This is a genomic window from Cytophagia bacterium CHB2, from assembly GCA_030263535.1.
Taxonomy (GTDB): domain Bacteria; phylum Zhuqueibacterota; class Zhuqueibacteria; order Zhuqueibacterales; family Zhuqueibacteraceae; genus Coneutiohabitans.
Map to the genome: position 1 here is coordinate 1 of SZPB01000134.1, position 15,224 is coordinate 15,224.

Sequence of the window (15,224 nt, forward strand, 5' to 3'; positions counted from 1 at the left end):
ATCCAACATCGGCGGTGTTGCGATGCTGTTGTTCGATCTCAAGACCGGAATGTGGCAGGGCCGGGCTGCGGCTGCCGGTGGACTCGAGTGAGAGGTGAGGGAGAGAAATATGATGAAAAGCCTAACACAGTTCATTACTTCTGTGATCGCGCTGGTGGCGCTGAGTCCCGCTGCAGCTCAGACGCAAGATGCAACCACGCGTCTCATTGACGACATCCGTGCGCATCGTTCCGGCATCGCGGTGTGGTGGACCGGCCACAACGGCTGGCTCATCAAGGCGGACACAGTGCTCATTGGAACCGATTTGTGTCTCGAGCAATCGGATCGCGCCATTCCCGCGCCGGTGTCGTCGTCGGAATTGGCAAGAGAGCTGGTTGTCTCATTCATTACGCATGAACACGGCGATCATTTTGAACGGGAAACCTCGAAGATTCTTGCGGAAAAATCCGACTGCGTGTTTGTGCTCCCAAAGAACTGTGTGCAAATCGCGCAGGCGGAGGCAGCCATCCCTGCCTCTCGAATCATCACCGCAACGCCCGGGCAGCCGTTTGCAGCCAGAGGTGTACAGGTCAAGCCGCTGCGAGCGATTCATGGCAATCCGAAATTTGCCGTATTTACCGAGGCCAATTTGGAGGATTGTGGTTACCTGATTACGGCTGGTGGCAAGAGTTTCTTGCAGCCCGGCGATTCGGTGTTGTTGGAGGATCATCTTTTCCTCGAACATGTCGACGTGCTGTTTTTCTCGCCGACGGAACACAACATGCATATCGACCGCTCAGTAATTCTTATCAACGAGCTCGAGCCGGAGTACATCCTCCCTCAGCATCGCGATACGTTCAAAGTCACGCCGGAGAATCGCTATTGGACCAGCGCCTACCCTTATGAAGTAAAACTGCTGCTGTCCAAGCCGCTGCAAGAACGCTATCACATTTTGGCGCTGGGAGAAAAGATCATCATCCGCTGAGCCGGCTCATTCCTGTGTTGCCAAAGAACAGAAATCGTAGCCTTGCCCCCTTGCGGGGCACTGTTGCAACCGTGAGTTTATTGGCTTCGATAGCCGCCACAAGGGGCGGGGACTACGAACCTGTTCATCCGACTGAAAACCGCTGTTGATTTGGTGATTTTCGGGAAGATCATCAGTACCGCTTTGGAGAAAATGTTTATGGAAAAGCAACTGCTACGAATCGTCATGGTGGGTGCCTTATTAATTGTATCTTCGTGCAGCAGTCCAAAACAGCAACCGCAGCAGCCGCAACAGAATTGGACGAACTTTGTCCGCATTGCCGGACATGGGTTGAACATCAACAATGTCGATAACATCATCAAGAGCGCCACGGAAACCCACGTTTTTGGCATCGAAACCGACAATGATATTCCGGGCCGTTACGAGAGTTTTCTTGATCCCACCGAAAAGCTGCAGGCCATCAAGGCGATTGCGGACAAGGCGCACGCCGTCGGCAACTATTCCTTTGTGTACATTGCCGGACTCGAATGCATCACCGCGAATGCCGACAAAACCGAGCGCACGTTTTTCAAAGAGCATCCGGACTGGGTGCAGCGCAAGCTCACCGGCGAGCCGGCGATCTTCGGCGGCGGCACCGCGTTTTGGATCGATGAAGGCGACGAAGACGTTTGGATCAGTCCCTATGCGCAGGAGTGGCGCACAATCTACATGGAACGCGTCCGTCAAATCGCCGCCACCGGCATCGACGGCATCTTTGTTGACATTCCCTACTGGATGACGCATTTCGACGGCTGGGAAGATTCATGGGCGAGCTTCGATGACTACACCGTTGCCGCGTTCAAGGCCAAAACCGGTTTGAATGCCAAAACCGACTTGAAGCTGGGAGATTTCAGCGATGCCAACTTTCGCCGCTGGATCGACTTTCGCATCGAGACGCTGACCGCGTTCATGAAGGAGGTCGATGACAACGTCAAGGCCGCCAATCCGGAGTGCATGACCATTGCCGAAATCTATCCGGGCATTGAGGAGAGTGCGGTGCGCGTCGGCGCGGATGTTTACGACATGTATTCTGTCGTCGACGTCATCGCGCATGAGTACAGCGGCGGCGGCGGCAACGCTGCTTCCAAGAATCCGCTGAATTGGTTTTCTTATCTCACCGGCATGTATTCGTTCCGCACTTTTGCCGGCGGCAAAGCTTCCTGGATGCTGACCTACTCGTGGGATGGCGACGAAAAAATCAATCCCGCCGAGGCGATGAAGAATCTGGCGCTGGCGAATGTGATGGCCGGCACCAATTGCTGGGATGCGCGCGGCCACGTGATGTCCGGCTCCAACGACATGGCGGCGCGTACGGAGATCTTCAAATGGATTGCCGAGCATGAAAAGACCTTCTATCTTCCGCGGCAGCCGATCAAACCCATTGGCGTTTATTTCTCCCCGCAGACGCGCAATTATTTCGCCGATGACTTCATGGCCTCCTACAAGGGCATGATGTATTTGCTGCTGCAGTCGCATCTCGAGTTTCAAATCGTCACCCCGAGAAACCGCCAGGACTTCGCAGGCGAAGTGTTGATTGTCCCTGATGCCAAATGTTTGAGCAAGGATGAACTTGGTTACTTCGAGCAGTATGCCAAATCCGGCAAGACGTTGATCATCACCGGTGAAACCGGCAAGTATGATGACACCGGACTGCTGCTGGCGTCGAATCCGTTGCACGAGCTGCTCGGCATCACCGACGCGACGCAGCCAGTGAGGCTCAGCACGCCGGTGAAATTCAGTTACACGCCGGATTGTGCGTGCAAGGCATATGCAGAAGTTTTGAAAAACGAATTCAATGAGTTTGCCGTGGACGGCGACTATCAAACCGCTCAATTCCATCAGCAGCTAACTAGTTTTGTCGGCGAGCTGACCGGCGTGCATGGCTACAAACCGGCGGTCGCCATCCAGGCCTCGCCGTTTGTCTCGGCGCAAATCGCCACGGTGGATGGCAAGCCGCACGTGTTCCTTGCCAATTTCAAAGGCCTGAAGGGCGACGAAAACGCCGTGCAGACGCCTGAGCAAAATGTCAAAATCACTTTTCCGGCAAAGCAGAATTCCAAAATATTTGCATTGCCGTTCCTGGGAGCGACTCAGGAAATCAAAGGCGAGTGGCGCGATGGTCAAATGGCTTGTGTGATTCCACAAATCGACAAAGGCATGGTGTTGTGGTGCGAATGAGCCGCCGGCCGACGGCGATGGGCGGAATGCGAGCTGCGAAGATGATGCAGCCTCGAAGTCTGACGGCACTTTTGCTGGCAGGTTTGCTTGGCAATGCAGCCGGCCAGGAACGCGAGCTTGGCCGCATCGTGCTCAGCGAGCCGGCCGGCTTGCCGCGAACGGAGGAGTACGTCGAAGTCAGTGTGCAGGCATCGCTCGATGAATTCTCCCTTTCGGGTGACAGGGTTTATGCGATCGCCGAAAACAGCGGCAAGAAAATCGAGTGCCAGATTTTTCAGAGACGAATTTTGCCCGCCGGGAAGCAGGTGCTGTTCTCGATCATCTTTCCGGTTTCATTGCAGCCTCACGAGCGCCGCGTGTTGCATCTCAAAACCGGACCACCGGATCCTGCGCAGACGAATCCCGCCACTGATCTCCAAGCCCATGGCGATGCACTTGAACTGCGCGTGGAGAATGAATTCTTTGTTGCGGACTTGACCTCGTCCACCTCCTCGGAAGGCAAGGGTCATCGCTCCGGACAATTGCGCGAGTTGTTCATCAAGAGCGGCTTCGATCAACTGCTGTCACGCGGCGAAAATCGCATACACTGGGCGCCCAATTTTCAGCGGGCAGGAGCGGAAGAATACAGCACGATTGCGGGATGGGATTCGCCACGCCTGGCAACGCTGGAGCAGGGACCATACCTGATTCACACGCAACGGCAGGACGTTGCTCCCGACCATCCGGAGATTCTGTTGTCTGCGGCGTACAAATTTTATGCAAACCAGCCCTATTTGAGGTTCGTCTCGACCATGGAAATCACCAGTGAGATTAGCCTGGTGTTGCTGCGCAATGACGAGATGACCATGGACAGCCTGTTTACGCATGTCGCTTTTCAGCGTCCGGGCGGAGAGGTTTTCGAGTTGCCGCTTGCGGAACGGTACGCCGTGCTCGAGCGGCAGCCGATTGAACACGATGCACCGTGGCTTTGTTTTTATCATCGTGACAAAGGCTATGCCTTCGGAAGCATCAGGCTGCGGGAGGATAATACAAACAGTTTTGGCTCGCCATCGCCAACTTTTGAGCCGCATACGAGGATCAGCGATGGCGCCAACGGCGGGAAGTACTGGAACCGGCGGCTGATCAATGAGCGGGTAACCATTCTCCCCAGGGGCAGTCGCTACGCAGAAGAAAACGCGTACTTGGTTTTCAAAATCGAAGAAAGCGATCGTTTCGCCGCCATCAAATATTGGGCTGAGCGATTGCGAAATCCCATTCGAGTGCATTGAGACCGTGAACCGATTTCTGATTGTGACAGCTCTGCTGTTTTCGCTTGCCGCAGCGGCAGCAGCGCAGGACCGTGAGCTGGCGCGCATTATCTTAACCGAGCCAATCGGTCTGGCGCGCAGCCGCGAGTATGTGAAACTGTCGCTGCAAGCCGAAGCCTGGGCGTTGGCAGATTCGCATGCCGCATTGCTGGCAATCGATGCCGCGACGCAGCGTGCCATCCCGTGTCAGGTTTTCAACCAGCAGCTCTCGGCCAACGGCGAAGCAGTGATCTTTTCCGTCATTTTTCCGGTCACACTGCAGGCTGGAGAGACCAAAATTCTGTCGCTGAGAACAAGTCACGAGAGTGGCTCGCGTTCCCAGCCCGTCACCGACCTGTTGCTGGAAGGCAAGGGAACGGAGTTGCGGATCGCGAACAAGTTTTATGTTGCGGATCTGCGGCGCAGTGAGCGCGCCGAGCCGCAAAGCCATGCCTCAGGTCAGATTCGTGAGCTGCTCATCGAGGAATTCAATCAACTGCTGACCAATGCCGAAGACCGGTTGCACTGGGCGCCGAATTTCAAGCGGCCGGGGATGGAGTATTACACGACGATTGCGCACTGGAATGAGCCGCGCGTGCAGGCGATCGACAACGGCGGATATTTGATCCAGACGCGGCGTCAAGACCTTGCTCCCGGTCATCCGGAAATTTTACTGACGGCAGTTTACAGCTTTTATGCGGAAGTGCCTTATTTCGAATTTTATTCCAGCATGGAAGTCACCGAGGATCTCTGGCTCGAGCTGCTGCGCAATGACGAGATGACCATGGACAGCATGTTCACGCATCTCGCATTTCAGCGGCCGGAGGGCGAAATTGTCGATGTGCCTTTTTCTGAAAGATATGAGATGCTGCAGCAGCGGCCGATTGAAAACGAGGCGCCGTGGTTGTGCTTCTATCACGCCGAGAAGCAGTATGCTTTTGGCAGCATTCGGTTGCAATATGATCTGACGAACGCGTTGGGAGAGCCTTCGCCGACCTATCAGGCGCACACGCAAATCGGCGAATGGCTCGGCGGGATCAAATACTGGAACCGCCGCCTCATTCACGATCACCTGACTTTTGTTCCAAAAGGCAGCCGTTACGTTGAGCGCAATGCCTATGTGGTTTTCCGGATCGGCGCACCTCAACGTTTTGAAGCGATCGAGAACCTGGCGCGGCAGCTCAGAAACCCGATTCGAGTTTCTGTATTGCCGCAGTGACCGGTGATGATTGGATCCAACGCGTGAACGTGAACGAGTTTTTTGGAAGGAGAAGCCATCGTGAACAAGAAAGTTTCCCGCCGGGAATTCCTGAAAATCAGCGGCGCCACCACCGCCGGCATGACATTGGGCCTCAGTGCGATGATGCCGGGTGACGCGCGCGCTCCGGCTGCTGCCCCGCTCCGCATCGGCGTCATCGGCACCGGCGATCGCGGCGCATGGGAAGTCTACATCCTCAAACAGACGCCGGGCACTGCCGTTGTGGCCTGCTGCGACATTCTTCCGAAACATCTCGAGAACGGTCTCGAGCACGCTGCCAAGAATGCCAAAGGCCACAGCGATTATCGCAAACTGCTCGACGACCCGCAGGTCGACGCCGTCTTGATCTGCACGCCGCAGCATCTGCATCACGCCATGGCGCTCGATTGTCTCAGCGCCGGCAAGGACATCATCTGCCAGAAAACAATGACGCTGAATATTCAAGAGGCGCTGAGTCTTTCCAAAGCCGTGAAAGCCTCGAACAAAGTCTTTCAGGTGGCCTATCAATGGATGAGTTGTCCTCTGTTCCAGGAAGTTCGCCGCCGCATCCAAAACGGCGAGTGCGGGAAAATCACCCACATCCGCTGCAACTACAATCGCAACACCAACTGGCGTGTGCCGGTGGATGATGCGCGCCACGAACGCCTGCTCAATTGGCGCATGTATCGCGAATACTCCGGCGGCTTGATGGCGGAGTTGTGCTCGCATCACATTAATATCGTGAACTGGGTGCTCGGCGCGGCGCCGGTGAAAGTGTCCGGCATGGGCGGCATCGACTACTGGAAGGACGGCAGGGAAACCTACGACAATGTCAGCGCGATGTTCGAGTATCCGGGCGGCGTCAAGGCAAGTTTTCAGGCGATCACCACCAATGCGTTCGAGGATGTCTCCATGGTTTTCATGGGTACCGAGGGCACGATCGAATTGAAGAAAGAAGAAGGACATGTCGCCAACTTCTATGCCGAACGAAAAAAGGTTGAGGCCGTGCTTTCGCAGGAAGAGATCGGCAAGCTCGACGCCATTACCAGCGCCACCCGAAAAGCCTGGGCGCGTGGCGAAGCCGTGCCGATCACCGTGGCGAACAACACCAACGACGATCTGGAAACAACGCGTGCGATGTTTCTCGAGTTCGTCGAATGTGTTCGCAAGCGCACCCAGCCGACTTCCAACGTGGACAACGGCCGCGACGTTGCCATTGCCGTGGACATGGCAAACCTGGCGATGCAAAAGCAATCCATGGAATTTTGGAAGCCGGAATATTCCGGATGAGCATTCGCACGAACGATGCAGGTCGTTCTGTTGCGCTCGATGAATCACACCTCGTGAGAATTCATGGCCAGAATCATCATCTTTATTGCTTTCTTTCTTTCCGGAGTGACCGGTCTGCTGTACGAGATCGTCTGGGTGAGAATTTTCGGATTGATCTTCGGCAACACCACCCTGGCGTTGAGCGCGGTGCTGGCTGCGTTCATGATGGGTCTGGCCGGCGGCGGACTTGTGCTTGGCAAAATCGCCGACCGCCATGAACATCCGCTGAAGCTCTATGCCTGGCTCGAGGCCGGCGCGGGTCTCTGTGCGCTGCTCATCCCGCTGTTGCGCGCGCCGATGGAATCACTTTTTGCCTTCATCTATCCCCAAGCGGCGAGCCAGGCAACGCTGTTCTTCCTGCTGAAATTCATCGTCGCATTTCTCCTCATGTTTCCCGCAACATTTCTCATGGGCGGGACGCTGCCGGTGCTCAGCCGCGCAGTGATTCGTGAGTCCAGCCGCACCGGATTCGGCATCGGCACGCTGTACGGTGTGAACACCCTTGGCGCCATGGCCGGATGTTTCGTCACCGGCTTTGTGCTCATCCGCGTCATCGGTGTCTCCAATGCCATCTATGCGGGGGTGCTCACCAATTTCATCATCGCGGCAGGCGCCTATCTGCTCTGGCGGTTCTCGGTTTCGATGAGAACTGCTCCCACGCCTGAACGTGTGGCAGAAGAGGCTCCCCTGGATCACCGCGTCAAGATCGTGCTGGCTGCCGTTGCCCTCTCGGGATTTGTGGCGCTCGCCTACGAAGTCTTGTGGGCCCGCGTTCTGGTTTTTGTGATGACCAATTCAGTTTACGCCGCGACCGTGACGTTGACCACCATGCTTTGCGGCATCGGCATCGGGTCATACGTGGGCGGACGGTGGGCGGATCGTTCGAAACGATTGTTTGCAGTCTTCGGCTGGATTGAAATCGGCATCGGCTGCGGAGCGCTCATCGCCGCGATCATGCTGATCAATCTGTCGTGGATTCACGATCGGATTTTCACCATTGGCCCGCGAACGTCGTGGTGGACCTGGAACGGCGTGCGCTTCTTCGAAGCATTTCTGGTCATGTTTCTTCCTGCGCTGTTGATGGGCGCCAGTTTCCCCGTGGCCGGCAAGATTGCGGTGACACGGCTGCAACACATCAGTTCGCGGCTGGGGTTGGTTTATTTCTTCAACACCCTGGGCGGCGTGGCCGGGTCTTTTCTCACCAGCTTCATTCTCATTTCAGCGCTTGGCACCTCAGCCACAGTCACGGCGATGGTGTTGATCAATCTCCTGCTCGGTGTCTATTTGATCCAGTATGACCGGCGACAATTGTCGCGGCGATTTGTGGCGGGCTTTGCGGTGGTTGTCGCGCTCATTCTGGTTCTGGGCATTCGCGCCACACCGGCGACGCTGTTCACGGTGGCCTATTCCCATGTCGAGAAAGATTTTCCGCTGATCGACTACCGCGAGGGCATCGAAGGCACGGTCACCGTTCACGAGCAAATCAAACCGTTCTCGCGCACCAAAAGAATCGACGTCGACGGACTGAACGTTGCCGGCACCAGCTTCATGCTCAAAACGTTGCAGACCTTGCAGGGACACATTCCCCTGTGTTTGCATCCCAATCCACAATCGGCGCTGCAGATCGGATTCGGCACCGGAGAAACTTCCAAATGCGCGCTGCGGCATCCGCTCGCTGACTTTCAGGTTGCGGAAATCTCGCAGGACGTGCTGGAGCTCTCCGATGTTCATTTTCGAGAGCTTAACGAAGGCGTGCTCAAGCATCCGAAGTTCGAGTATGCCATCGTCGACGGCAAGAACATCGTCAAATATGCCGGCAAACGTTATGACGTGGTGATGAACGATGGCAACTATGCGGTGGCCACCAGCAGCGCCTCGCTGTTTACCAGAGATCATTTCGAAAACTGCCGCGACCGCCTCCAGCCCGGCGGCATCGTTTCGACGTGGATGACGATCGATTTGGATCCGGTGGATTTTGCCATTGTCCTCAAGACCTTTCAATCGGTGTTTCCCTATTGCGCCTTGTGGATGGCGCCTAATTGCATCAACAAGCAAATCGTGCTGCTGGGCTCGGTCGAGCCCTGGCAGATTGATTTTCAAAAACTGAGCGAGCGCCTGGCTATCCCGGCAGTCAGGAAAGATTTTGAAGCAATCAATATCAGCTCGGTGTATGATTTTCTCGATTGCTTCATGCTCGACCATCGCGGGATTGCGGATATCAGTGCGGCGTATCCGATCAACACCGATGATCGCCCCCTTCTGGAGTTTTCCACGCGCGATATCCGGTCGCGGGATTTCTGCGCTTACATCAATCTCGGCGCCATCGCCGCGCGCCGGCCGTGGCTCGGCGAAATGATCACCAACCTTCCCGACGATGCAGCACAGAGAGAAAAGATCGAGAACAACCTGAAGCGACACCATGAAGCCACCAGACTGCTGCTCGCCGGAATGGTGGAGGCTTATCAGGGTAAGACTCATGCGTCGCTGCAGACGCTGATGGCAGGTTCAAAGCTCATCCCGGAAAGCAATCTGGCGAGAGAATATTTTCAGCGAGCAGATCTTCTGGGCAATGAGCTGATTGCCGCTGCCGCTCTCGACCGCCACAACCTCGAAGCGCAGGTCAACCTCTCGCGCCACCTGATCGGGTTGGCAAGGTATGATGAAGCGCTGAAGGTGTTGAACGCGGTCGACGCAAGGCATGCTTCTCACCCGCTGGTGCAGTACGAGCTGGCGCGGTGTTACCTGGCACAGGGCAGAGTCGATTCCGCGAAGACGGCCATTCAAAAGGCAACCGCTGCCCCCCCGCAGTTTGTTGACGCATTGTTTTTGGAGGGGGAACTCCTCGCGCGGGAGGAGGCGTTCGACCGGGCGCTCATTCTCTATGAAAAGATTCTGCAGATCGATCCGCGCATGTATGAAGCGCATAATGCCATCGGCCGGATCTACCGGCGGCAGCAGCAGTACGCCGAGGCAATCGCAGCATTCGAAAAATCGCTGGCGATCATGGAATTCCAGCCGGCGGCGGTTGAGGACGTGGGCGACTGCTTTCGTGAAATGCGCGATTTCAAAAGAGCGATCAGCTTCTACCAGAAAGCGCTGGCTATCGGAGGAGAAAATGCGAATCTGTTTTTCAAACTCGGCAATGCCTTTTACCTGAGCAAGGAGTTCGCCAGGGCCGGCGTCTGTTACGAAAGCGCCTTGCGCACCGATTCGACCAACGCCGAGATCTATTACAATCTCGGCAATGCCCTGATGATGCAGAAGAAAATTCAGGAGGCTGCCGCGGCCTATGCACAAGCCGTGAAGATCAACGACGGCGAACCGGACTATTTCAACAATCTGGCATTGTCCTATCGCGAGCTGGGCAGAGTCGCGGAGGCAAAAAGAGTCTTTGAGCGCGGTCTGGCGTTGCATCCCGATTCGCGCATGCTCATGGAGAATTATCGAGGCATTCTGCGGTAGAGACGCGGCAGGTCGCGTTCCTACATCATTCCATACCGGAAACGGAGCTGGAAATCATGTCGAGAATCTTGTGCGCGTTCTTTGTGTTTTGGATATGCCTTGTGCCGTCGATGGTGAATGCAGCCGGTTTTGATACACCGCGGCTCGGCATCGTCATCAGCCGCACCAGCGTGGAGCAACATTGGGGCGTGGCGCAGATGTCGGCGCATGGTTGGGCGGCGGTTGCCAATCTTGCCGGCATTCCCTACGACTGTCTGTTTCTCGAAGATCTCGCGGACAACAAAACGCTCGAGCGCTATGATATCCTGATCTTCGGCCAGTGCAATTATGTCGAAGAAACTGCCTATCAGAACCTGAAAAGCGCGCTGCAGAAATATCTCGCTGCCGGCGGCAACCTCATCATCGACGGGCCGCTCGCCACGGCTGATGAACAGGCGCGCGACCGGTATCACGCTGATCTCGACACGCTGCTGGGCATCGAATACGCCGGATTCAAAGGCAACTCGGACTTTCGCCTCAAAGTCGCCGACAACAGCCATTACATCACCACGCGCTTCGAAAAGAATCAATTTATCACCCAGCACCTGGTGAACGGCCTGAACATCATGCAATGCAAAAGTGGCGGCCGGGCCTTGCTGACTTCTACTAATGAAAGACAAGCATACCCGTTCCTCTCCATCTCCAACCCGGCGAAGAATCGCATCGTGCTGATCAGCGACTTTAGCACGTGGGCCGGGGCGGCCTCGTTCTTTCGCAACGTGCAGCCGCAGGTGTTCTACGCCAACCAGTTGTTCAATGTCATGATCCGCACGGTGCAGTGGGCAATCTACGGTGATCACGAGGCGCCGTTTCCCGCGCCCCAGGTTTCGCATGCGAATCTCACCGCCATCGTCCGCCTCGACGCCGACAACAGCAACAATTTGGACGCCCAGATCAAGACCATCAACTATCTCGTCGAACTGGCAAAAGAATCCGGCGTGGTGCCGGTGTATGCCTGGGTGTCGAGCAACGCCACCAAAGCCGGCTGGCAGGATTTGGCGCTGTGGGGAAAAAAGATCGAAGAAGTGGGCGGGGAAATCGGCACGCACAGCAAGTTTCATCGCATCAACAAGGAGATGACCCCGGCGCGCTGGGAGGAGGAGCTGGGCGGCTCGATTCAAGAAATCGAATTCAACATGGCGGATTACGATTGCCCCATCGGCAAGGTCGAATGGTTCATCAATCCCGGCAATACGATTCAGATGAAGGATTATGAAGAAATCGCCAGGCGTTTTTCATTCTACATGACGCATGGCTTCGAACAGGACATGCCGCTGGGGTTCGGCAATCTCACCTGGTACACCGGTCCGCACAAAAATCTGGTGGTGCTGGAAAACGTGCCGTCCCCGGATTACCAGTGGTTCAATGATCCGACCTGGAGTTATACCACGGCGCAGATCACGGCTTATGAAGAAGCCATCTTTGACCACATGTTCAACAACATCGGGCGCGGGGTGATCTTCAACGAAATGTGGCACGATTACTCGATTACCGCGCAGCCGCAGTCGAAGAAAGAGCGCATTGTGAACGAGAACACCATCGCTTTTTATGACGCGATGAAGACCAAATTTGCAACGCACAGAATATATTGCCCGACGCCGGAAGACCTTGGCCACAAGCTGCGCGCCATGGCGCAGTGGAACTATTCCTGGCGCAGCGAGCGCAATCAGATCGAGATGGAGTTGGATCTCTCCGGTGTATTGTTGGATACGATTCCGCATTTCACCGGCGGTATGGGCATCAAAATCGAAAACACCAGCGATCGCATTCAGAAAGTTGTGATCAACGGCAAGCCGCACTTCGCCTTCGATGAGCAAGTCATCATTCTGCCCAATCTGAAAAAAGGTGTGAACAAAGTCGTTGCGACCCTGGGTCCGCACGCTTCGCCGGAAGCGCGCTTGACCTACATCTCCAAGCGAATGCCGGCCATCGAGCAAAAGGGCGGGACAATTGAAGTTCAAGTGATTAGCAAAACCACGGCCCGCTGCAGCTTCTTTGCGCCGGAGGCTGCGGTGGTTTTGAACGCCGACTGGCAGGAATGGAATCGTGCGGGCGACGGAATGCTGAATGCATCTGTGACTTCTGGTCGCAAGCTTATTCTCAAGCAGATCGGCGGTGGAGAATTCGCCATCACCCGCGCCGCCGCCCGCATTGTCGACTATAAAGGGGAGTCTTCCAGCGTGACTTTGACGCTGCAGGCGAGTGCACAACCGGATGCGGCGCTGTGGTTCCGAAGCGCCAAGGCGCCGCGCAGCGTGATGCTGGGAAATCAAAAGCTCGAGTATAAAAAAAGTGAAAGAGATTTTAATGTTGCCTTGCCCGAGTTTTTTGGACAGGCGGAGTTGGTGATTGGATTCTAACTGCGACTTTAGTCGAATCAACGGGAGGCCGTATGCACCGCTACCAACGAGTGATGAGAAGTGTTCTGTTGCAGATTGCCGCGGCGGTTGTCTTGCTTTTTTCCATTGCCGTCGCGCTCAATGACTGGAAACCCAGCACCGATTGGGGCCACTGGCGGCTGGGACACAAAACCGATCTTGAGTTTTTGACGAAAAACAATTTGACCGTCACCTTTGGCAGCGGCGCGCCGAATTTCGATGCGGTAACGCGCGCGGAATTCGATGAAGCCATGGCCAAAGCCAAAGCCTTTAACAAAGAGTATCACGACAAAGGCTATATCGTTTTGCGTTATTTGTCGACCTCGTTGAATGGCCGGTCGGAATCGAATCAGGATCAACCGCAAAAGCAGCAGATCAATCTCCTGAAATTCTACAACGAACGCTGGCAGGATTTCGAAGATTATCTTGGCCCGAAACCGCAGCAAGATCCCACCACCTGGATCACCGTGCATCCGGATGGATCGTTTCCGCATTACCGCTACGCGCCGTACGGTCAGCAGACCACCGCGGGCTTCGAAACCTGGGGCTGCCCGGACAATCCAGATTACGTGAGGTTCATGGAAGGAAAAGTGCGCGCCCAGGCCGAAACCGGCATTGATGGCTCCTATGTCGACTGGACGCACATTGCCGGCGGCACCTGCTATTGCGATTATACCAAACAAAACTTCATCGCCTATCTCAAAAAGAACCTGCCGCTGCAAATGGGCGAGCGCAAGTACGGCACGTCCAATTACGACGGCATCGACCTGCCGCAAAAACGCGGCGACAAATTCTGGATGGAGTGGATCACCTATCGCGGTCACGTGGTGGCCGAGTTTCACCGGCGGCTGCGCACGGTGGCAAGGCAATACAATCCGCATTTCATGATTTCCGGCAATGTCTATGGCGGATTCGGATTTGGCCCGATTGCCTATGACGCCGCCGGCAACATGGAGATGCTGGGCCGTGAGGGTTACGACGACTTCATCTATTCCGAGATTCAGGAATTTCTCGACACCGCGCCACGCAAGAACGAAGCAGGATTGAAGATCACCAACAGCCCGGCGTTGAAATTCCTGGCCGCGGCTTCGCATGGCAAGCCGGTGATCGTCTACGCCACTGAAATCACGCCGCCGATTTTTCCCAATCCCACCGAAAAATGCCTGAGCGGCATGGCGCAGATCAACATTGCCGAAGCCGCTGCCAATCACGCCATTTTTCGCGAGAAGCGCGAGACGCCGCCCGGCGCGACGCAGATTTACGGCTTTCTCAGCGCCAACGAGAAAAGTCTGCTCGGTGCACAACTCACCAGCAACATTGCGGTGCTGGCTTCTCTGCACCAATATCTCGCCGATGAATTGAGTTTTGCGTTCAGCGCCTCGCGCGTGCTGGCCGACAACGGCATCGCCCACGCGATGATCGTCGAGGATGATTTGCATTCGGGCAAAGTCGCGGAATTCGATCTGCTGCTGGTGCCCTACCTGCCATTGTTGAGCACGCGAAGCCAGCAGGCTTTGCAACGGTATGTTGAGAACGGCGGCACGCTGCTCATTCTGGGAAACTCGGGCGTCAAAGATGAATTCAACCTGCCGCATGAACAGATTGCGCTGGCCGGACTTTTCGGCGGCAAGGAATATCCGGTGAAGCTGAGCGAGAAAAAAGTCGGCAAAGGGCGCGCCTGCTATATTCCGCTGAACATCCCTGCGTCTCGTTTCTTGATTCCGTCAAAAGAGAAGGGCGAGTTCACCACCTTTGGCCCAACCATGGCGAATGTCTTTGCGGACATTCCTGAGGGCTACACGCGCAGTCGCATCGATCCAGCGCTGCGGGAGAAGCTGGACGCGGTTGAGGAACAGATCACCAAACTGCTGGCCGGTCGCGTGACGCGCTTGGTGGATCGACGGCCATATGTCGAAATTACGACGATGGCGCCGGATGATCGCAGCCGCATGCTCGTGCATCTAGTGAATTATGACGTGACGGTGGACGGGGAAATCACTCCGGCGAAGAATGTGAATGTGCAGGTAACACTGCCCAAGGGGAAGAAAGCGAAGAGCGTACACTTCGACGGCGCGCTGGCGCAAATGAGGCCGTTGCACTTTGCGTCGGTGAAGAAAGGCGCCGCGCAGGTGATTCGCTTTCAGGCGGATGAGGTTCAGATTTACGGCTTGGCTGTCATCGAATTGGAATAGTGTAAGGACGCTTGAGCAGGAGGAGTCAATCCTTTTTTTAGTTGAAATTTTTGATGGCTCCTGCTCGCCCCACCGCCCGCCCGCGGGCGGGCGGTGGGGCTATGGCGCAAGTTTTAAATC

8 protein-coding genes are annotated in these 15,224 nt (G+C 55.7%); all 8 read left to right on the forward strand.

Features of this window, described 5'->3' with window-relative positions:
* The first annotated feature begins 109 nt into the window (after positions 1 to 109).
* The 8 genes from FBQ85_14275 to FBQ85_14310 all read left to right on the forward strand — a co-directional run bounded on the left by FBQ85_14275 (position 110) and on the right by FBQ85_14310 (position 15,104).
* A complete protein-coding gene (locus tag FBQ85_14275) occupies positions 110 to 964 on the forward strand; it encodes an MBL fold metallo-hydrolase (protein ID MDL1876322.1) in 855 nt (284 codons plus the stop codon).
* A gap of 225 nt (positions 965 to 1,189) precedes the next feature.
* The gene (locus FBQ85_14280) at positions 1,190 to 3,181 is read left to right on the forward strand and encodes a hypothetical protein (GenBank protein ID MDL1876323.1); all 1,992 of its coding nucleotides are present in this window, start codon (positions 1,190 to 1,192) and stop codon (positions 3,179 to 3,181) included.
* A 41-nt stretch (positions 3,182 to 3,222) separates the two neighbouring features.
* Positions 3,223 to 4,449, forward strand: a complete 1,227-nt coding sequence (locus FBQ85_14285) for a hypothetical protein (GenBank protein MDL1876324.1) — start codon at positions 3,223 to 3,225, stop codon at positions 4,447 to 4,449.
* Between the two features lie 4 nt (positions 4,450 to 4,453).
* Positions 4,454 to 5,686, forward strand: coding sequence for a hypothetical protein (locus FBQ85_14290; protein ID MDL1876325.1), 1,233 nt, complete (start codon positions 4,454 to 4,456; stop codon positions 5,684 to 5,686).
* A 42-nt stretch (positions 5,687 to 5,728) separates the two neighbouring features.
* Positions 5,729 to 6,994: a twin-arginine translocation signal domain-containing protein gene (locus tag FBQ85_14295; GenBank protein MDL1876326.1), complete on the forward strand. Its 1,266-nt coding sequence runs from the start codon at positions 5,729 to 5,731 to the stop codon at positions 6,992 to 6,994.
* 63 nt (positions 6,995 to 7,057) lie between these two features.
* Positions 7,058 to 10,495, forward strand: a complete 3,438-nt coding sequence (locus FBQ85_14300) for a tetratricopeptide repeat protein (GenBank protein ID MDL1876327.1) — start codon at positions 7,058 to 7,060, stop codon at positions 10,493 to 10,495.
* Positions 10,496 to 10,551: 56 nt separating this feature from the next.
* Complete coding sequence (locus FBQ85_14305) at positions 10,552 to 12,894, forward strand: hypothetical protein (GenBank protein MDL1876328.1); 2,343 nt, start codon at positions 10,552 to 10,554, stop codon at positions 12,892 to 12,894.
* A 32-nt stretch (positions 12,895 to 12,926) separates the two neighbouring features.
* Positions 12,927 to 15,104 carry a hypothetical protein gene (locus tag FBQ85_14310; protein ID MDL1876329.1) on the forward strand — a complete coding sequence of 726 codons (2,178 nt, stop codon included), beginning with the start codon at positions 12,927 to 12,929 and terminating at the stop codon, positions 15,102 to 15,104.
* The last annotated feature ends 120 nt before the right edge of the window (positions 15,105 to 15,224 follow it).